Source organism: Mesorhizobium sp. M1E.F.Ca.ET.063.01.1.1, assembly GCF_003998155.1.
Classification (GTDB): domain Bacteria; phylum Pseudomonadota; class Alphaproteobacteria; order Rhizobiales; family Rhizobiaceae; genus Mesorhizobium.
In genome coordinates this window covers 1-17,343 of sequence record NZ_RZSC01000057.1, presented here as the reverse complement: position 1 = coordinate 17,343, position 17,343 = coordinate 1, and the positions used below count along the sequence as shown (strand labels likewise).

Sequence of the window (17,343 nt, the reverse complement as noted above, 5' to 3'; positions counted from 1 at the left end):
AGATTGACGAAAGCGGCAGTGACGTCCGATCTCCCCCCTTGCGGGGGAGATGTCCGGTAGGACAGAGGGGGTACTGTCCCGCCAGCGTTTCGGATTTTCTGCACAGCGCTCTGAAGTCACCGCAATGACGGGCGTTTCCGCTAATCGCCAAGCATGCGGAACTAAGCCCGGCCCAACGCGGCGCGGATCAGCGCCGCTGCATCCGCCGGGCTCGCGCCGACCTCCAAGGTAAAGGTCGGGACCGCCTTGACCAGCGCCGCGATCATCGCCATGCGCCGTTTCTGCATCGCCAACAGACCGGTCATGCCGGTCCTGACATTGTCGGTGGCCAAAGCCACCATCGCATCGGTCCTGGCCATGGGCATGAGCCGGGTTTCGGCATTGGCCGAACGCGCAAGATGAAGGAGCGCCGAGACCGGTCTCGCGGTCGTGTCCTCGATGCGGATGATTTCGGCAAGACGCTCCAGCGGGACCGCCTGCTCGCCTTCGGCGTCCCATCTGTCGCCTAGACAGGGAGCAACGAACGGCAGCATAGCCGCGGTGTTGCGATGGACCTTCACTTTGCGCGGCATGCCCCAGGCCGTGATGCCATCCGATGCCGCCCGCAATATCATGACATCGTCCGAGCAAAGGCCGAAGCCTTGCGATGCCAGCGCCAGCGATGTCGTCGACTTGCCGGTGCCGCTCGGGGCATGGATGAGAACCAGGCCGTCGCGGTCCGGCAGGGTGAGGCCGGCGGTGTGGAGCATGTGCTGTCCGCCCGCATCGAGCGCGGCATCCAGCACCATCATCAGCAATGTCCATTTGACCTTGCTGTCGGGATGCACACGGATTTCAGCCCAGCCTTCGTCGGCATGGACCGAGGCCATCTGAAGAGCAGGGAAGATCAGGTGAACGATGTCGCCACCGTCGATCAGCCGGCAATGGCCGTCCAGCGGCACCTCGCCTTCGAAAGCGAGCTTCCCTTGAGGGTTTTCCGGCAGTGCCGACGTTTCGACGATATTGATGCGAAAGCCGGGTTCGACGGGGTCGCTGACGCGCAAGGTGCCGAGCATCAGGTCGAAGCTTGGCCAGAGCTCGGCGCGCGACGCGGATATGCTGATGATCTGGCCGTTGAGGTCATAGCAGAAGGTGGTTGCCATGCTACTCAAGCAGCGCGCGCCCCGGCAGCGTCGGCATGGTGACGATAGATCTCAACCATGCCGGGCAGGCTGTCGCTGACCACCGGCTTACCGTCGAGGCACACCCAGCAATGCGCCGACAGGCGCGGCGCATGCATCGATTTCGAATCGACGCCGAAGCGCAGCTCAGGATCGAAACCGGCCATGCGCAGGAAGCGGAAACCGAGCAACCCTTCCCGCAGGCACCTGCGGTCGCGCATCAGCCAGGGGTGCCTGACCGTGCGATTGACGCGGGTGACGATGTAGGCCGAAGGCAAGCCCCGGTAGGGCGCGGGCGCGTCGAGCGGCGCCCATTTCAGCACGCTCTCGAAGTCGCGCTGGCCAATCAGCACCGGCATCAGCCGGGCGCTGAGCCACAAATGGGTGCGGAACAGCGCGCGCAGGAACGGTCCGTCGGCCATCACGCGCCCGGGTCGGCGAGGATGCCTTCCGCCACCAGTTCGGCGGCGAGCGCCGCCATGTCCTCGTCGAGCGTCGCCTTGTCGATCTCGAATTCGTCCGACAAGAGGTCGACGATCTGATCGAGGTTGCGGGCGCCGTCGACCTTGTCGAGGAAGGCCTCGGTCGTGCCGTTGCAGGTGTAGAGCTGGCCGCTGCGCGCCAGAAGCACGACGGCGCCGTCGCCGACATGCTGCACGGAGGCGTCCTCCGCCATCCGCAGAACTGTTTCAGAGGCGATTTCAATCATGCGCCCGCTCCCTTTTGCCCCGAGAGCAATTAGCGCGGCACCGTGGCGCTGTCCATTGCCTGATGTCAGGCCCGGTGTTGCCTTCTTGCCCCAAGGTAAGCTAGAAACCGCCCGGGGTTTTCGGGGAGTGAACAGTATGCGTTACAATTGGGATCGGGCTCCGACGGCTTTCGAGCGCCATCGGAAAGCGTTGGCGGCCGCTATTTTGATCGCCGGCGGCGTGGGGCTGATGCTCGCGACACTGCCGCTGTAAGCCGACTTCAAGTCGGGACGCCGGAACGGCGCTCAACCGGAAGCGCCGTCCGCAGAAATTTGCCGGCGACAATCGACGAAAATGCAAGAAGACATGGCCGGCAAAAGCCGATTAGGCTATTGCCAGACGACGCAATGTTTCCTGGGGAGGAAAAGTCGATGGCCTCACGCTACCACGAAGTCTATGCGGGCTGGAAACGCGACCCCGTAGGGTTCTGGGCCGAGGCGGCCAAGGCGATCGACTGGTATTCACCGGCCGAAAACGTCTTCGATCCCGCATCAGGCGTCTATGGCCGCTGGTTCGTCGGCGCCACCTGCAACACCTGCTTCAACGCCATCGACCGCCACGTGGCGGGCGGGCGCGCCGACCAGTTGGCGCTGATCCATGACAGCCCGATCACCGGCACGGTGCGGAAATTCACCTATGCCGAATTGAAGCGCGAAGTGGTTGCGCTGGCCTCCGTGCTCAAGAACCGCGGCGTCGGCAAAGGCGACCGCGTCATCATCTACATGCCGATGGTGGCGGAGGCCGCCTTCGCCATGCTCGCCTGTTCCCGCATCGGCGCCGTGCATTCGGTGGTCTTCGGCGGCTTCGCCTCACACGAGCTCGCCACCCGCATCGACGACGCCAAGCCGAAGCTGATCATCTCGGCATCCTGCGGCCTAGAGCCTGGACGCGTGGTCGCCTACAAGCCCCTGCTCGACAAGGCGATCGAGATGTCTAAGCACAAGCCCGACGCCTGCCTGATCCTGCAGCGCGAGCAGTTGCGCTGCGAGATGAAGGACAATTACGACATCGACTATGCCGATGCGGTCGCCCGCGAGCGCGCGGCCGGCGCCAATGTCGACTGCGTGCCGGTTTTAGCCACCGACCCGCTCTACATCATCTACACCTCCGGCACGACCGGACAGCCGAAGGGCATCGTGCGCGACAATGGCGGCCACATGGTCGCGCTGAAATGGACGATGGACGCCGAGTTCGGCGTCAAGCCCGGCGAAGTGTTCTGGGCCGCTTCCGACGTCGGCTGGGTGGTCGGCCATTCCTACATCGTCTACGGACCGCTGCTGCATGGCTGCACCAGCGTGCTGTTCGAAGGCAAGCCGATCGGCACGCCGGACGCCGGCACCTACTGGCGGGTGATCTCGGAGCATGGCGTGGTGGCGCTGTTCACGGCGCCGACAGCTTTTCGCGCCATCAAGGGACAGGATCCCAGGGGCGAGTTCGTGTCGAAATACGACCTGTCGAAATTCCGCACCCTGTTCCTCGCCGGCGAACGCGCCGATCCGGAAACCATCAAATGGGCGGAGCAGAAGCTCGACCGTCCGGTCGTCGACCATTGGTGGCAGACCGAGACCGGCTCGCCGATGACGATCAACCCGGCCGGGCTCGGGCTTCTGCCGGTGAAGTACGGCTCGCCCGGCGTGCCGATGCCCGGCTACGACGTCCGCATCCTCGACGACGCCGGCCATGAGGTGGCGCGCGGCACGCTCGGCAACGTCGTGGTCAAGCTGCCGCTGCCGGCAGGCTGCCTGCCGACGCTCTGGAATGCCGACGCCCGCTTCCGTCAGGCCTATCTCGAGGAGTTCCCCGGTTTCTACAAGACTGCCGACGCCGGCATGGTGGACGAAGACGGTTATCTCTATGTCATGGCCCGCACCGACGACATCATCAACGTCGCCGGCCACCGGCTTTCGACCGGCGCGATGGAGGAGGTGCTGGCCGCGCATCCGGATGTCGCAGAATGCGCCGTCATCGGCATCGCCGATGCGATGAAAGGTCAGGTGCCGCTCGGCTTCGTCGTGCTCAATGCCGGGGTGTCGCGCGACACCGGCGCCATCGAAAGCGAGGTGGTAGGCCTGGTGCGTGACCGGATCGGTCCGGTCGCCGCCTTGAAGACCGTCGTGACGATCAAACGGCTGCCGAAGACGCGCTCCGGCAAGATCTTGCGCGGCACGATGCAGAAGATCGCCGACAAGGAGGAATGGGCCATGCCGGCGACCATCGACGATCCTGCAATCCTCGATGAGATCACGGCGGCGCTCAACGGACGCGGCATCGGGATCTAGAGCAATTCCAGGAAAAGTGTGAAACGGTTGGGCTCGGCGACTTCGCCGTAGCCTTCCGTCCGGAATTGCGTCAAAACAAAGAGGTTGAGCGGTTTGCCGTTTCGGCGAAACGGTGAACCGATCCAGGCCGGTTCGCCGGCGCCCGCGAGCAGCGCTGTCACGAATTCGTCCCGCAGCGCAATCGCCTGTTGTGCAATGCAGCAACAGCCCCTAAAGTTCGTCTGGGGGGCCATTCCGAAGGCACGGCATGGCTCAGCACAAGACAACATTCGGCGGCGTCGACATATTGCGTTTCCTGGCCGCCGTCATGGTGATGTTCTATCACTATGGCTTCTGGGTATGGGCGTTTCCGGGCGGTGTCTCGGCACGCGCCACCGGCGGCATCCCGGCCCACCCCGAGATGGCCTTCGTCGGCTCCGGCTGGGTCGGCGTGCAGGTGTTCTTCGTCATCAGCGGCTTCGTCATCGCCTTCAGCGCGGAGAATTCGACGCCACTCAAGTTCTTCGAGGCACGCGTCAGGCGGCTGGCGCCGGCGGTCTGGGTCTGCGCGCCGATCTCGACCGCGGTGCTGCTCATGGTCGGCCTTTCCTGGCCGACGGACGCGGTGGTGCGGCTTGCCCGCACCGCCCTGTTCGTGCCCTTCGAGCCATGGGTGGACAGCGTCTACTGGACGCTCGGCATCGAGATCGCCTTCTATGCCATCGTCTGGATCCTGCTGCGGCTCGGCCGCTTCGACCTGATGGAAGCGGCCGCCATCATCATCGGGCTGGCCAGCACGCTGTTCTGGTGCCTCTATTTCGCCTTCGGCTGGACCGATCTCGCGGAGACGCGCTGGCTGCAGCTTACCCTGGTGCACCACGGCGCTTTCTTCGCCGTCGGCGTGCTGCTCTGGCTGATGCGCTTCAAGGCGGTGACCGCCCCGCGCCTCGGCTTCACTGCCCTGTTCCTCGTCGGTGGCGTGCTGCAGATCGTCAGCTCCGTCGACGTGCACAGCGTCAAGGTGGAAGCCGCGATGCCTTACGCGCCGCCGATCATCGTTTTCCTCGCGGCGATTGCGCTGATGGCATGGTCGCTCAGGCTCGATCTTTCCTGGCGCGGCTGGCGCCGGATCGGGCTGATGACCTATCCACTTTACCTCCTCCACGATGTGGTCGGCGCGGCGATGCTCGGCGCCCTGATCCGGGCAGGCGTGCCCTACCTCGTCTCGATCCCGGTCGTCGGAGCAGTCATGATCGCCGCAAGCTGGCTGGTGGCGGCCGAGGCCGAGCCCCGCGTCCGGCTTCTGCTCGACCACACGCTTTTCCGCTACCGGCTCAGGGCCGCCTGAGACAAAACATCGCCAGCTCCCGCAGCGGCGGTGCGTTGCCGTCGGTGTGGAATTGTTTGCATTCGGCGTGATATCGAGGCGCATTCCAGTGCGAGTACCCGAGCCTCAACCCGTGAGCCTGTTCCAGCGATCGAGACGACCCCGACCCTTGCCGCGCGAACGGCTGGTGATGGATATGCGGGATACCGTCGTCTACGCGATTGGCGATGTGCATGGCTGCCACGACGAGCTGCGCGCGCTGGAGCAGAAGATCCAGCTCGACGCGCAGCAGTTCCGCGGCCGCAAGATCATCATCATGCTCGGCGACTATGTCGACCGCGGGCCGCAGTCGCGCCGCGTGATCGAACATCTCATGGCGCCGCCGCCGAAAGGCTTCCTGCGCGTCTCACTGGCCGGGAACCACGAGGTGGCGATGCTCGCCTATCTCGACGGCTATCTGTCGCGGGAGCCGTGGCTCCGCGTCGGCGGACGGGAGACGCTGTTCTCCTACGGCGTCGACCCGGAGCGGCTGGCAGCCCTCTACGGTTCAAGCGATGAGGTGGACGCCCGCATCCGATCGGCCATTCCGGCCGCCCACGTCGCTTTCATGCGCACGCTGCCGGTGATGATCTGTTCGGACAACTTCGTCTTCGTCCATGCCGGTATCCGGCCCGGCATCGCGCTCGAAGCGCAGGACGAGGCCGACCTGCTCAATATCCGCGAGGAGTTCTTCCGCGCCGTGCATCGCCTCGACCGGTGGGTGGTGCATGGACATACCATCGTGGACGTTCCGAAACTCGACGGCCGCCGGCTCGACATCGACACCGGCGCCTTCCAGACCGGACGGCTCACGGCGGTCAGGATCGTCGGCAAATATGGCCGGATGCTGTCGAGCAAGGACTGAGGGAGAGTCCCTTAGAGTAGTTCGGACCGATCCGAGTATTCACTCCGGAAGACGAAACGCTCGGCAACGCCGTCATGGCGCAAGCACAGTTTCACCGCTCTCAGGTCGGCGCAAGCTCGGCATCTGGAGCGGCGCCAAAGGACAGCAAGTCGCCCTGCCATTTGCTGCGCTTGAGGAACTGTTCCCAAGTCACGGCATCCGGATCGATTTTCCGACTCCAGGTCAGATCGCGCTCAGGGGCGTAGTAGCCATATTCGACGGCGTATTCGACCATACCCACCAACTCGCGTACGAGATGCTCATTGTCGGCGAAACCCGGAAAATGGCGTAACAGGTCTTCACGCGAATAGGCAGACGCATAATGCGCGCGCTTTCCGGCGACCCGCACAAACGTGTCCACCATTTGTTGCGCCGAGATAAACTCGCCGATCACAGGCAGAACCTCGCCAGCGTATCGCGCCGGGTGGTCGAAGATCTCGCGCACCGGCGGGCCGGCCGCGGTCAGCGGATCACAGAACGGCATGGGGATATCCGGCGGCAAGTATATGGCAAACGTTATGCCGTCCTCCCCGCCCCGCGGCACGTAGTATTCCAGGAAGTTTGTGTAGTAAAACGCCAGATAGACAAACGAACTACGGACGGGCAAGCCGCGAATATAGTCCTCTACCCTTGCCTTGTCCGTGAAATGCGGCGCCCACTTGGTGCCGCTGGTGATGGCTTCGACATTTTCGAGTCCGCTGAACACCACGTGCTCAACGCCAGCGGCCACTGCCGCATCGGCCAACTCCTTGCCCAGGCTAAGTTCGGGTTCCGCCGGCGGCACCTTGACGATGGGCGGTGTCATCAAGAACGCCCCAGCCGAGCCTTTCATTGCTTCGGTCAGATCAGCCTGCCTGCCGAGCTCAAGAGGCGCCACCACGACTTCGGCACCCTTCTTCGCCAGGGCCTGCGCAGGTTGGCTGTCGAGGCGCCGCGTCAGGGCGCGTACCCGGTAGCGCCCACTGTCGAGCAAGGAATTGGCGACGCTACGGCCTTGCTTGCTCGAGGCACCAACAACGGTAATCAGAGGTTTTGTATCGGCTTGGCTCATGCTGGTTATCCTGGTTGTGGGCGGAACCGCTTCCGCCCGCGATCGACCTCCACCACGGCCTCAGGCGCGCCGCGTGTCGGCCTTGACCACGGAGTCTCGGCCGGCGCGAGCTATATTGGAAATTATAAAAATGTTCGGCTACTATCCGTCCTGTGAATACCAAGCGCCTGGACCTCAATCTGTTGGTTACCCTGGAGACGCTGCTGGTCGAGCGGAACGTCACGAAGGCGGCTGCCCGACTGCACCTGAGCCAACCCGCGGTAAGCGCCCAGCTGAACCGTCTCAGGCGCGAGTTCGATGACCCGCTGCTAATTCCTGCCCAGCGAGGTATGACGCCGACGGTCAAAGCAATGGAGTTGCTCGATCCGTTGCGCCAAGCCCTTGATCAAGTTCGCGCCACGGTCGCTTCGCATAGGAACTTCGATCCGGCGAAGGCCAACCTGACCTTCGCAATCGCTTGCACGGACTATCTACAAGCGGCCGTGGTCAAGCCGCTCGTTGTGGAACTCAGGACGCGAGCGCCCGGTGTTCGCGTCGCGATCCGCAATCTGGACGTGGCGCAGTTGGAAGCGCAGATGGCGCGCGGCGACGTGGATTTGGCGCTCATGACGCCGCAGGCGGCCTCGCCAAGTCTTCGCACTCGCCATCTGTTCGATGAGCGCTATGTGCTCATCGGCCGCCGGAAGCATCCATGGCTGCGGGACGGAATCACGGTCGCTGAATTTGCTGAGCTAGAGCAAGTGATCGTATCTTTGGACGGAGGCAGCTTCGTGACGCCGTTGGACAGCGCTTTGGCTGCTCTCGGACACAAGCGCAACGTGGTGCTCTCTGCGGCTTCGTTCCTGTTTGTCCCCGAGATCGTGTCTCACTCGGACTTCGTGGCGCTGGTCCCGGAACGGCTGGTCCGCAACTCGGCGGACCAGCTTGAAGTGATGGACTGTCCACTCCCCGTTGAAGGCTTTGCTGTGGGAATGGTTTGGCATGAGCGCAATCACGGACACAGCGGCCAACGCTGGATCCGTGAAGCTGTTGTCTCACTTGTCGCGCGTCAATCCTCGCCCCAGGCGCGCGATAGTCACGACTAGGCGGCCTGCTTGGCGCGCGCGTCCGACTTCTCCAGGTAATAACTCGAATAGCGGTCGAAGAACCTTTCAGAGCCGCCGAGCGAGCCGTATTTCGCCAGCTTCTTCAGCTCGACCTTGTTGAGCACCGCGCCGACGATCTTGTCGGCGATATAGGGCTCCTGCTCCAGCATCGAGCGCACCATGGCGCGTGGCGTGCGGCCCCATTCGGTGACGAGCACGAAACCGTCGACCAGCGGCGCGAAGGCCTTGGCGTCGACCACGGGCCCGAGCGGCGGCAGGTCGACGATGACGTATTCGAAGGTCTCCCTGGCGTTCTCGATGAAGCGGCGCATGCCGGCCGAGCCCAGAAGCTCGCTGGTGTGCGAAAACTGGCCGCGCAGCACGGCGGGGATGATCGCCAGCTTGGTCTGGCGGTCGACCTTGCCGACCGACTGCCAGGTCTGCCCGTTGACCACCGCCTCCATCAGCCCGTGCTCGGCTTCCATGCCAAGGCTGCGGCTGAGGCCGGGATTGCGCAGGTCTCCATCGATCAGCAATGTCCTGGCGCCGTTGGCGGCGAGCAGTCCGGCAAGGTTTGCCGCAACCGTCGACTTGCCTTCGCCGGGCAGGACCGAGACAACGCCGATCACGCGGCTGCCCTTGTCTTCCATCACCACATCGAAGGCGATCTTGGCGTTGCGAAGCGTCTCGGCAAACATCGAGGCCGGCGCATCGAGACTCACCCGCATGCGCGCCCGTTTCTCGGCGGCGGACAGGCTGGTGACCTTGCCGTCGGTGGGCAGGTCGTCCGGTTTCGACTCCTTGGCCTTGCCGCCGCCGATCGTCGGCAGGTAGCCGAGGAACTTCAGGCCGACGCGGTCGCGAATGTCCTCGCCGGTGCGGAAGAAGCGCTCGTTGAATTCATTGAGGCCGCCGAAGCCGGCGCCGAGCATGAGGCCAAGCACCAATGACAGCGCCAGCACCCTGATGGTGCGCGGGCTCGACGCGGCAAGCGGCATGTTCGCGTCCGAGATGATGCGCACCTTGCCGACCGGGAAGGACTGCTGCTGCGAGGCTTCCTGATAACGGCCGAGGAAGGTCTGGTAGAGCGTGGAGAGCGCCTGCGCCTGCTGGTCGAGCTCCCTCAGCCTCACCTGCGATTCGTTGTCGGCCGAGCTCTGGCCGGCAGCGGTCGTGATCTTTTGCCTGAGCTCGGCCTCGCGCGCCTGCGCCACCTGAAAGTCGTTGCGATAGCTTTCGGTGATCTGCTTCAACTGCCCGAAGATCTGCGCCGACACATCGGCCTTTTCCTTGGTGAGCGCCACCGCCTGGGGGTGGTCCTTGCCGAAATTCGCCTCGACATCCTGCAGCCGCTTGGAGACGGCGAGATAACGGGTCTTGAGTCCGATGATGACCGAGCTGCTCGGCTGATCGGATGCGATCGCCGAATCGTTGAAGGCATTCTCGGAGCCGCTGTCGACGATCGCCTTGTACTGCTGGTAGCGGGCGCTGGCGCGCGCGGTATCGGCCTGCGCGATGATGAGCTGGGCGTTGAGATCGGAAAGCTGCTTGCCGCTGATCAACTGGCCGTCGCTGTTTGCGGACAGACCGTGCTCGGCCCTGAATCTCTCGACCTCCATGGCGGCCTGCTGCGAGCTTTGACGAAGCTCGGTCAGCCTGCCCTGCAGCCAGACAGCCGCGCGCTCGGTGGCGTCGAAGCTGGCATTGAGCTGATCGGCGAGATAGGCCTCGGCATAGGCCTTGGTGATGGCCGTCGCGAGGGCCGGATCCGTCGACTGATAGCCCAAGGTGATGACGTTGCTGCGGCCGACGCGATCCGCCATCAAGTCGGTCTGCAGCTTGAGAACCGCATAGTCGTGACGGGCGGCGGTAATCATCGCCTGGCGCGTCGCGGCGTCGACATTCTGGATCCCGGGGATGTCATCCGTGCTCGAGCCGCCGCGAAAATAGGAAACCACGCCGCGCAGGAAACCGATGCCCTTGGCAAGGGCCGATTGCGGCGGATACATGAACTCGTCGTTCTGGTCGAGCTTCAGCTTGTCGACGACCACCGACGCCAGCCGCGCCGAGTTGAGAATTTCTATCTGGCTGAGGATGGTCGCGTCCGTCTGCTGCGTGGCGTTGGCCGCCGAAATGTCGTCCACGACCTTGTTCAGGCCCTCGTCGATCAGCACGCTCGAGACGGACGTGAATTGCTTGGGCGTGGTCTGCAGGTAGATGACGCCCAGGAACAGGCCGATGATGGCGCAGACCGCCACCACCTTGGCCTGCCGGGCCGCCATGCCAAGCAGACGCTCGACGTCGATGAAGTCTTCACCCTTTTCCGCTTCGGCGTTGGGCAATGGCATCCTCTTGTCGAGAGGAAAGTTGGCATAATTCATCTTCGGTCCAATTCCAGGTTGCAGGCGCTACCGGCCTTCGAAGAGTGGCGTCGTTACCAGAAAAGACCACGCAACATTCGTGCCACGGGGCGCCTGGCCAAGAAGGCCAAGCGCTTGCGGCGATGTCGCGCCATCGCGATTTCGCATATGCACCCAAAATTTGGGCATTATGCGGCTACTTCCCGGCGCTCGTGCGACCGGACGAATTGCTGCAGCATTTCGAAGACTGGTCCTTTCATGTCGTCGCGCGCCAGAGCAAAGGCGATGGTGGCCTCGATGAAGCCTTCCTTTGAGCCGCAGTCGAACATGCGGCCGTTGAAGGGCTGGGCGTAGAACGGCTGGCTCTCGGCCAGGCGAACCATGGCGTCGGTGAGCTGGATTTCGTTGCCGGCGCCGCGCTGCTGGGTGCCGAGCAGGGCGAATATCTCAGGCTGCAGGATGTAGCGGCCGTTGATGTAGAAGTTCGACGGCGCTTTGGCGGGGGCCGGCTTCTCGACCATGGCGGTCACTTCGAAGCCTGAGGCCACCTCGGCGCCGCGGCCGACGATGCCGTATTTGCCGGTTTCCGAAGGATCGCAACGCTCGACGGCGATGACGTTGCCGCCGGTCCGCTGATAGAGGTCGACGGTTTCGGCGAGGCAGCCCGGCGTCCCGAAGGACACCATGTCGGGGAGCAGCAGGGCGAAGGGCTCGTTGCCGATCACATCGCGCGCGCACCATACGGCATGGCCGAGGCCATGCGGCGACTGCTGGCGGATGAAGCTGGTGGCGCCGGCCACCGGAAGCAGGCTTTCCAGCGACTGGAGCTGCGCCTTCTTGCCGGTCTGCTCGAGCGTTCCGATCAGTTCAGGATGGAGGTCGAAATAATCCTCGATGACCGCCTTGTTGCGGCCGGTGACGAAGACGATGTGCTCGATGCCGGCCTCGAACGCCTCGTCCACGGCATATTGCACGACAGGCTTGTCGACGACGGGCAGCATTTCCTTCGGCATTGACTTGGTCGCCGGCAGGAACCGCGTTCCGAGCCCCGCCACCGGTATGACTGCCTTCCTGACTTTCTGCATCGCTTATTCCTTCTGAGGAGATCGATTTCAAACCTATCGCCGGCTATGAAAACTTATTCCATCCGCCCGCATGCTTACCTCCCCGTCCCCACGGCAAACTGTGCCGCAACCCTTCTCAGCCGAACCGCGATCGGCATCGACATATGCCTGACCGCGGCCGGATCGCTGAGCGCAGTGCGTATCGCCTTGAGCGGCGCACGCGCCTTGATGTGCTGGACCAATGACAGGAACGACGACGCCTTGCGCAGGCTGCGGCCGCGCCTTGCGAAGGCCATTCTTGCGCTGTCATCCATGAAGTGCGCCGCGGCGAAGGCGGCATCGGCTTCGGCCATCGCCTCGACATGATGCAGTTCGAGCACGCGTGAGATCGAGCCGGTGCGGATGTGGTAGACATAACCGGTGGTCGGCTCGACCACGCAGCGGCCGCCGCTGGCCAGGGCGCTCGCCAAAAGAATGTAGTCCTCGCCGATGCGCAGCTTCTCGTCGTAGCGAAGCTGGTTTTCGTCCAGGAAACGGCGCTGGAAGATCGGCTTCAGATAGCCGAGGTTGAAGCGCGACTCGAAGACCACGTTGCCGGCGATGTAGTCGGCAAGCGATATCTCGCGGAGCGCCTCGAGATAGGCGGTCGGGAACATGATGTCGTCGGGCGTGCCGTCCTCGCGCACGACCTGGACGTTGTCGACCGCGATCTCGGCTCCCGCCTTTTCCGCCCGCGCGATCATTGCCGCCAGCCTGCCGGGAAGGACGGCGTCGTCGGAATCGAGCACCGCCACCCAGCGGCCGATGGCCCGATCGAGCCCGGCATTCCTGGCGCCGCCAGGGCCCCGGTTGGCCGGCAGCGCGACAACCTTCACGACGTCTTCGGGATAGGCGCGCGCGACATCGAGCGTGCGGTCGCTCGAGCGGTCGTCGACGACGATGATCTCGACGGAGACATCGCGCTGCGCCATCGCGCCGGCGATCGCACGGTCCAGGGTCGCCTCGGCGTTGTAAGCGGCGATGACGAAGCTGACGTCAGGCTGCACGCTTGTCCCCTTCCTGCGGTGTGAGGCCGTATTGGCGGATTTCGCGAACGCCGACCAAACCGCTGACGACGCCGACATGCATAATGCCGCGCAGCACGCTGCGGTTCCGTCGCACAGGGCTCACCGCCGTCAACAGCGCCATGCCGAAGCAATAGGCCGCCTTGGTGGAAGCGAGGCCGACCTGACCGATGCGGCGCACGCCGCCGGCGTTGCGTCCGATGAGGTGGCCATGCGTCTGTCCGAAGCGGAAGCGGCGGCGGCGCAGCCAGTCGAAGGCCGCCCTGGAACGCGGCACCACCTCGTCGACAAAGGCCTTCGGGGCAAAGGCGATGCGCCCGCCAGCCTTGGCCATATGATCGAAGAACTCGGTGTCCTCGCCGCCGGTCTGGCCGCGCGCCAGGCTGAAGCGCCGACTGCGCAGGCTCTCCTCGGCCATGCTGAGCAGGACGTTGCAGGTGTAGCCGGTGCGGATCTCGCCGCGCACCCAGACGGGAAGTGTCGAATGGAAATCGCCCTTGCGCATCCAGTCCGGCGCATCCGGACGATAGCTTGCGCGAACCGGTCCGAGCACGGCCGTCGCGCCGGTCGCCTCCGCGGTTGCGACAAGTTCGACGAGCCAATCCGGCGAAGCCGTCTCGTCGTCGTCGATGAAGGCCACGAAGTCCGACACGCTGGCATCGAGGCAGGCGTTGCGGGCGATCGAGATGTTGCGCGCCGGCGCGTGGCGATAGCGGATCGGCAGCTTCAGCTCCTGCGCCAAGGCCTTCACCAGCGACTGCGCGCTCGGCTCATCGTCATTATCGGCAACGACGATGCCGATCTCGAAGCCGATCGGCTTCTCCAGCGCGGCAATGGAGCGCAGCGTGTCGGCAAGCTCCGGCCGGCGGAAGGTGCAGATGCAGATGTCGATGGAACGGCCGGCCATCATGCCACCTTCCGCTGCGATCGAGGCGTCAGGAGCTGCTGCCAAAAGCCCACGGACCAGCCGAAATGCATGACCATCGCCGAAACGCCGGCCAGCGCTATGCCCGGATTGCGCTGGCGGATGGCGGTGACCAGGCCGTAGCCGAGGCACACGGCCGCCCAAAGCAGGAAAGGCACGGCCGCCAGCCAGGAGACGAAGGAAAAGAGCGCCAGGAGGACGACGGGCGCGACCAGCAGCGGGATCATCTGCCGCACCTTCGGCACCATGCGGTGCTTCAACACGTTCTTGGCGCGGCCGCGGCCATAGCCCAGGTACTGGAAATAGAGGCTCTTCAACGTGGAACGCGGATAATAGACCATGTGGGTGCTGCCGCTCATCCAGATGCGGTAGCCGGCCTGGCGCAGCCGATAGTCGAGCTCGGCGTCCTCGTTGTGACTGAAGCTCTCGTCATAGCCGCCGACCGCCCTGAAGGCGGCGATGCGTATGAGCGCGTGGTGACCGTGGTCGACCCACTCGCCGGCCGACATGTGGCGATGCTTCGAGCCGCCAGTGCCGAGCTTGGAATTCTGCGCCGCGGCCGCAGCCTTCTGCATCGCGCCGGTGCCGCTGGTCAGCATCGAGACGACGACCGAATCTGCGCCGGTGGCAAGCGCTTCCTCGATCAGCCTGTCGCAATAATCGACGGGATAGCCGCCATGCGCGTCGATGCGGATGAGATAGTCGGCAGTGTCGCCGAACGTCGCCACCGCCAGGTTGATGGCGGCACTCTGGATCCGCTTCGGATTGGCGAGCAGAACGACCCGAGGGTCCTCGGCGGCGACCTTTTCGACAATGCCTTGCGTGCCGTCGGTGCTGCCGCCGTCGGCGACGACAATGCGCGCGCCCAGCCTTGCGGCAGCCGGCCGCAAGTGCCCGAGCAGCGCACCGATATGGGCGGCCTCGTTGAGGCACGGAACGACGATCAGGCTCGATGCCGTGGTCTGCGTCATCGGCGTTTGTCCATTCTCGGCCATCCTATGCCAGCGCCTCGGCCGCGAAGGTTCCGTCGATGGCGGCCAGGCCGCGCAGCTTGTCGACAAAGGCCAGGCAATCGCTGCGGTCGTAGCTCCAGGTCCTCGGATTGCGGGTCATCACCTGCGACTTCAGCTTGCCGTAACGCTCCTGGCTCATCCGGCCGAGCGCGGTCTCGAGTCCCTCGGGCGTGGCTTCCGACAAAAGCACGCCGATGTCCTGCTGCTTGAGGAAGCGGCCTGTTTCGGTGCTCGCCATCGAAATCGGCACGGCGCCGAAGCGGCAGCCTTCGTAAAGGCGGTTGGGAAGCAGCCATTCGGAATTCTGGCCTTGCTCGAAGAAATCGATCGCCCACGAGAAATGCGCCTCCCGGTAGATCGCCGCCATGTCCTCCGGATTGCGGTAGGGACCTCGAAAGGAAAGCCAAGGCTCGGCTTCGACGAAGGCATGAAAATCCGGGAATTCGGACAGCGCCGGACGGCCCCTGAGCACCACCTCGAAGCGTCCGTTTTGCCGGCGGGTGAATTCGGCCAGCAGCTCCAGCGAGCGCCGGCATCTGAGCGCGCCGAACCAGCCGATGCGCCAGGGCGGCGCCATCGGGGGGTCGCTCTCAGGCAGATTGTCCGCCGGCACCGGCATGGTGTCGAAATACTTGTTCTCGATCAGCTCGACCGGTGCGGCGATTTGCCCGAATGGTTTGAAATAGTTGGCGATGAAGGCGGGAGAACTGGTCACCAGCAGCTTCACGTCGCGGGCGAGATGGCGTTCGACTCCACGCAGCGTCTTGCCGATCAGGTCGTTGCGCAACACCAGCCGATGGATGTCCAGGCATTCGTAGACGATCGGCACGCCGGCGCCGAAGGCCTGGTTCGCGCGGCGGGCAAGCGCCAGCATTTCGAGGTTGCGCGCGATGATCAGATCGGGTCGCGCCACGGCGCTGAGCTTGGCGCCGATCGTTACAGCGGCCCTGGCCACCGCGCCGATGCGCTGCGCGAATCGGCCATCGCGCGTCGGACCGAGGTCGACCGGCTCGATGCCTTCGATCTCGGCGATCGGACTGTTGGTGCGACGGAAGCCCGCCAGGGTAATCCCGGCGCCGCCTGCCCTGAGCATTTTGACCCTTCGGCGCACGGCCGGATCGGATACGTCATGCACAAGGTACAAGACATGCAGCATGAAACTCGACCGCTGTTGGGCCCGCCACCCACGGGAAAGGTAGTACAGCTTTTGCTGCATCGCAACATTTTTGGTGCGGCGTTGGTAAACAGCGCACATTTTTTGTTGCACTGCAAAAACGTCTTGCGGTAGTTTGTACCCGGCGGCGGGCGCCGGTCACGACGATGTCGGACCGGAGCAGAATCAGGAATCCTGAATTTGGAAACCAGTGCATTCGATCCGCCCGAGGGCTCACTGCGCAGATCGGTCGGACGCGGCGCCGTCGTTACCGCGATGGCGCAGGGCGTGCGGGTCGCCACCCAGATCGTCTCCGTCATCGTGCTGTCGCGGTTGTTGTCGCCGCAGGATTTCGGCGTGGTGGCGATGTGCGCGCCGGTGCTCGCCTTCATCGCGCTGTTCCAGGATTTCGGCCTGACCCAGGCGACGATCCAGAAAACCGGCATCCGGCACGAGGAGGTCAACTACCTCTTCTGGATCAACACGGCAGTGAGCGCGGTGCTGGCCTGCGTGCTGGCCGGGGCGGCCCCCTTGGTTGCCGCCTTCTACGGCGAGCCGCGCGTTACGGGGCTGGTCGCCGCGTTCGGTCTGCAGATCATGGCCTACGGCCTTGGCGCCCAGCATCTGGCGCTGATGACGCGGCGCATGGAGTTCACCAGGCTTGCCATCATCGATGTCGCCAGCGCCGTTTCCGGACTTGTCGTTTCGATCGCCTGGACCTTCATCGACCGCTCCTACTGGGCGCTTTTCGCCGGCACGCTGACCGGCGCCGTGCTGCCGACGATCTGCTATTGGGTGTCCTCGCGCTGGCGTCCCGGGCTGCCGCGCAAGGTCGAGGGCATCGGCCAGCTGATCCATTTCGGCGCCGGCATCACCGGCTTCAACTTCGCCAATTTCTTCGCCCGCAACCTCGACAACGTGCTCATCGGCAAATATTGGGGCGAGGCGCAGCTCGGCCTCTACGACCGCGCCTACAAGCTGCTGCTCTTCCCGCTCAGCCAGATCACCAATCCGCTGTCGAAGGTGATGGTTCCCGCGCTTTCGCGGCTGAAGGACGAGCCCGACCGCTACCGCAGCGCCTACCTGCGCGTCATGCCGCTGATCCTTCTGGTGGCGCTGCCAGGTGTGGCCTTCGCCACCGCCATGTCCGACACGCTCATTCCCTTCGTGCTCGGCCAGCAGTGGCGGGAG

At 64.3% G+C, this 17,343-nt stretch carries 16 protein-coding genes; 5 read left to right on the top strand and 11 right to left on the bottom strand.

Annotated features, from left to right (window positions below; translation table 11 throughout):
• Nucleotides 1-161 precede the first annotated feature (161 nt).
• The 3 genes from EOA29_RS07480 to EOA29_RS07470 are packed head-to-tail and all read right to left on the bottom strand — an operon-like array spanning nucleotide 162 to nucleotide 1,869.
• On the bottom strand, nucleotides 162-1,142 hold the full coding sequence (locus EOA29_RS07480) for a serine kinase (protein ID WP_126090539.1): 981 nt from the start codon (nucleotides 1,140-1,142) through the stop codon (nucleotides 162-164).
• A 5-nt stretch (nucleotides 1,143-1,147) separates the two neighbouring features.
• Nucleotides 1,148-1,582: a lasso peptide biosynthesis B2 protein gene (locus tag EOA29_RS07475; protein WP_126090540.1), complete on the bottom strand. Its 435-nt coding sequence runs from the start codon at nucleotides 1,580-1,582 to the stop codon at nucleotides 1,148-1,150.
• Nucleotides 1,582-1,869, bottom strand: a complete 288-nt coding sequence (locus EOA29_RS07470; protein ID WP_189350407.1) for a PqqD family protein — start codon at nucleotides 1,867-1,869, stop codon at nucleotides 1,582-1,584. Before EOA29_RS07470 ends, EOA29_RS07475 begins: the two co-directional genes overlap by 1 nt.
• A gap of 411 nt (nucleotides 1,870-2,280) precedes the next feature.
• Between EOA29_RS07470 and EOA29_RS07465 the strand changes: the two genes are divergently transcribed.
• The gene (locus tag EOA29_RS07465) at nucleotides 2,281-4,188 is read left to right on the top strand and encodes a propionyl-CoA synthetase (RefSeq protein ID WP_126090541.1); all 1,908 of its coding nucleotides are present in this window, start codon (nucleotides 2,281-2,283) and stop codon (nucleotides 4,186-4,188) included.
• Here the strand turns inward: EOA29_RS07465 and EOA29_RS41255 are convergent.
• Nucleotides 4,185-4,349, bottom strand: a complete 165-nt coding sequence (locus EOA29_RS41255; protein WP_189350409.1) for a hypothetical protein — start codon at nucleotides 4,347-4,349, stop codon at nucleotides 4,185-4,187. The genes EOA29_RS07465 and EOA29_RS41255 overlap by 4 nt on opposite strands.
• A gap of 86 nt (nucleotides 4,350-4,435) precedes the next feature.
• Here EOA29_RS41255 and EOA29_RS07460 point away from each other — a divergent pair, with 86 nt between their 5' ends.
• Both EOA29_RS07460 and EOA29_RS07455 read left to right on the top strand, forming a co-directional pair.
• On the top strand, nucleotides 4,436-5,515 hold the full coding sequence (locus EOA29_RS07460) for an acyltransferase (RefSeq protein WP_126090542.1): 1,080 nt from the start codon (nucleotides 4,436-4,438) through the stop codon (nucleotides 5,513-5,515).
• Between the two features lie 175 nt (nucleotides 5,516-5,690).
• A complete protein-coding gene (locus tag EOA29_RS07455) occupies nucleotides 5,691-6,398 on the top strand; it encodes a metallophosphoesterase family protein (protein ID WP_348627540.1) in 708 nt (235 codons plus the stop codon).
• Between the two features lie 100 nt (nucleotides 6,399-6,498).
• Here the strand turns inward: EOA29_RS07455 and EOA29_RS07450 are convergent, their stop codons facing one another.
• Nucleotides 6,499-7,488, bottom strand: coding sequence for an NmrA/HSCARG family protein (locus tag EOA29_RS07450; RefSeq protein ID WP_127220670.1), 990 nt, complete (start codon nucleotides 7,486-7,488; stop codon nucleotides 6,499-6,501).
• 152 nt (nucleotides 7,489-7,640) lie between these two features.
• On the opposite strand from EOA29_RS07450, the gene EOA29_RS07445 reads away from it, so the two are divergent.
• On the top strand, nucleotides 7,641-8,573 hold the full coding sequence (locus tag EOA29_RS07445) for a LysR family transcriptional regulator (protein WP_126090545.1): 933 nt from the start codon (nucleotides 7,641-7,643) through the stop codon (nucleotides 8,571-8,573).
• Here the strand turns inward: EOA29_RS07445 and EOA29_RS07440 are convergent.
• The 6 genes from EOA29_RS07440 to EOA29_RS07415 all read right to left on the bottom strand — a co-directional run bounded on the left by EOA29_RS07440 (nucleotide 8,570) and on the right by EOA29_RS07415 (nucleotide 16,155).
• Entirely contained in the window at nucleotides 8,570-10,954 is a 2,385-nt protein-coding gene (locus EOA29_RS07440) for a polysaccharide biosynthesis tyrosine autokinase (RefSeq protein WP_126090546.1), read from the bottom strand. The genes EOA29_RS07445 and EOA29_RS07440 overlap by 4 nt on opposite strands.
• A 167-nt stretch (nucleotides 10,955-11,121) precedes the next feature.
• The gene (gene galU / locus EOA29_RS07435) at nucleotides 11,122-12,018 is read right to left on the bottom strand and encodes a UTP--glucose-1-phosphate uridylyltransferase GalU (RefSeq protein ID WP_126090547.1); all 897 of its coding nucleotides are present in this window, start codon (nucleotides 12,016-12,018) and stop codon (nucleotides 11,122-11,124) included.
• 74 nt (nucleotides 12,019-12,092) lie between these two features.
• Nucleotides 12,093-13,043, bottom strand: coding sequence for a glycosyltransferase family 2 protein (locus tag EOA29_RS07430; RefSeq protein WP_245464824.1), 951 nt, complete (start codon nucleotides 13,041-13,043; stop codon nucleotides 12,093-12,095).
• On the bottom strand, nucleotides 13,033-13,971 hold the full coding sequence (locus EOA29_RS07425) for a glycosyltransferase family 2 protein (RefSeq protein WP_126090549.1): 939 nt from the start codon (nucleotides 13,969-13,971) through the stop codon (nucleotides 13,033-13,035). The genes EOA29_RS07430 and EOA29_RS07425 overlap by 11 nt, the downstream gene beginning before the upstream one ends.
• The gene (locus EOA29_RS07420) at nucleotides 13,968-14,957 is read right to left on the bottom strand and encodes a glycosyltransferase family 2 protein (RefSeq protein WP_126090550.1); all 990 of its coding nucleotides are present in this window, start codon (nucleotides 14,955-14,957) and stop codon (nucleotides 13,968-13,970) included. Before EOA29_RS07420 ends, EOA29_RS07425 begins: the two co-directional genes overlap by 4 nt.
• A 25-nt stretch (nucleotides 14,958-14,982) precedes the next feature.
• Nucleotides 14,983-16,155, bottom strand: coding sequence for a glycosyl transferase family 1 (locus EOA29_RS07415; RefSeq protein WP_126090551.1), 1,173 nt, complete (start codon nucleotides 16,153-16,155; stop codon nucleotides 14,983-14,985).
• 198 nt (nucleotides 16,156-16,353) lie between these two features.
• On the opposite strand from EOA29_RS07415, the gene EOA29_RS07410 reads away from it, so the two are divergent.
• On the top strand, nucleotides 16,354-17,343 hold a 990-nt coding region (locus EOA29_RS07410), incomplete at its 3' end, for a lipopolysaccharide biosynthesis protein (RefSeq protein WP_145969634.1).

Coding starts and splice junctions, on each gene's coding strand:
- EOA29_RS07415 (WP_126090551.1), bottom strand. CDS start 16,155: ATGCTGCATGTCTTGTACCTTGTGCATGACGTATCCGATCCGGCCGTG.
- EOA29_RS07480 (WP_126090539.1), bottom strand. CDS start 1,142: ATGGCAACCACCTTCTGCTATGACCTCAACGGCCAGATCATCAGCATA.
- EOA29_RS07455 (WP_348627540.1), top strand. CDS start 5,691: ATGCGGGATACCGTCGTCTACGCGATTGGCGATGTGCATGGCTGCCAC.
- EOA29_RS07470 (WP_189350407.1), bottom strand. CDS start 1,869: ATGATTGAAATCGCCTCTGAAACAGTTCTGCGGATGGCGGAGGACGCC.
- galU (WP_126090547.1), bottom strand. CDS start 12,018: ATGCAGAAAGTCAGGAAGGCAGTCATACCGGTGGCGGGGCTCGGAACG.
- EOA29_RS07450 (WP_127220670.1), bottom strand. CDS start 7,488: ATGAGCCAAGCCGATACAAAACCTCTGATTACCGTTGTTGGTGCCTCG.
- EOA29_RS07460 (WP_126090542.1), top strand. CDS start 4,436: ATGGCTCAGCACAAGACAACATTCGGCGGCGTCGACATATTGCGTTTC.
- EOA29_RS07440 (WP_126090546.1), bottom strand. CDS start 10,954: ATGAATTATGCCAACTTTCCTCTCGACAAGAGGATGCCATTGCCCAAC.
- EOA29_RS07420 (WP_126090550.1), bottom strand. CDS start 14,957: ATGACGCAGACCACGGCATCGAGCCTGATCGTCGTTCCGTGCCTCAAC.
- EOA29_RS07475 (WP_126090540.1), bottom strand. CDS start 1,582: ATGGCCGACGGACCGTTCCTGCGCGCGCTGTTCCGCACCCATTTGTGG.
- EOA29_RS07465 (WP_126090541.1), top strand. CDS start 2,281: ATGGCCTCACGCTACCACGAAGTCTATGCGGGCTGGAAACGCGACCCC.
- EOA29_RS07425 (WP_126090549.1), bottom strand. CDS start 13,971: ATGATGGCCGGCCGTTCCATCGACATCTGCATCTGCACCTTCCGCCGG.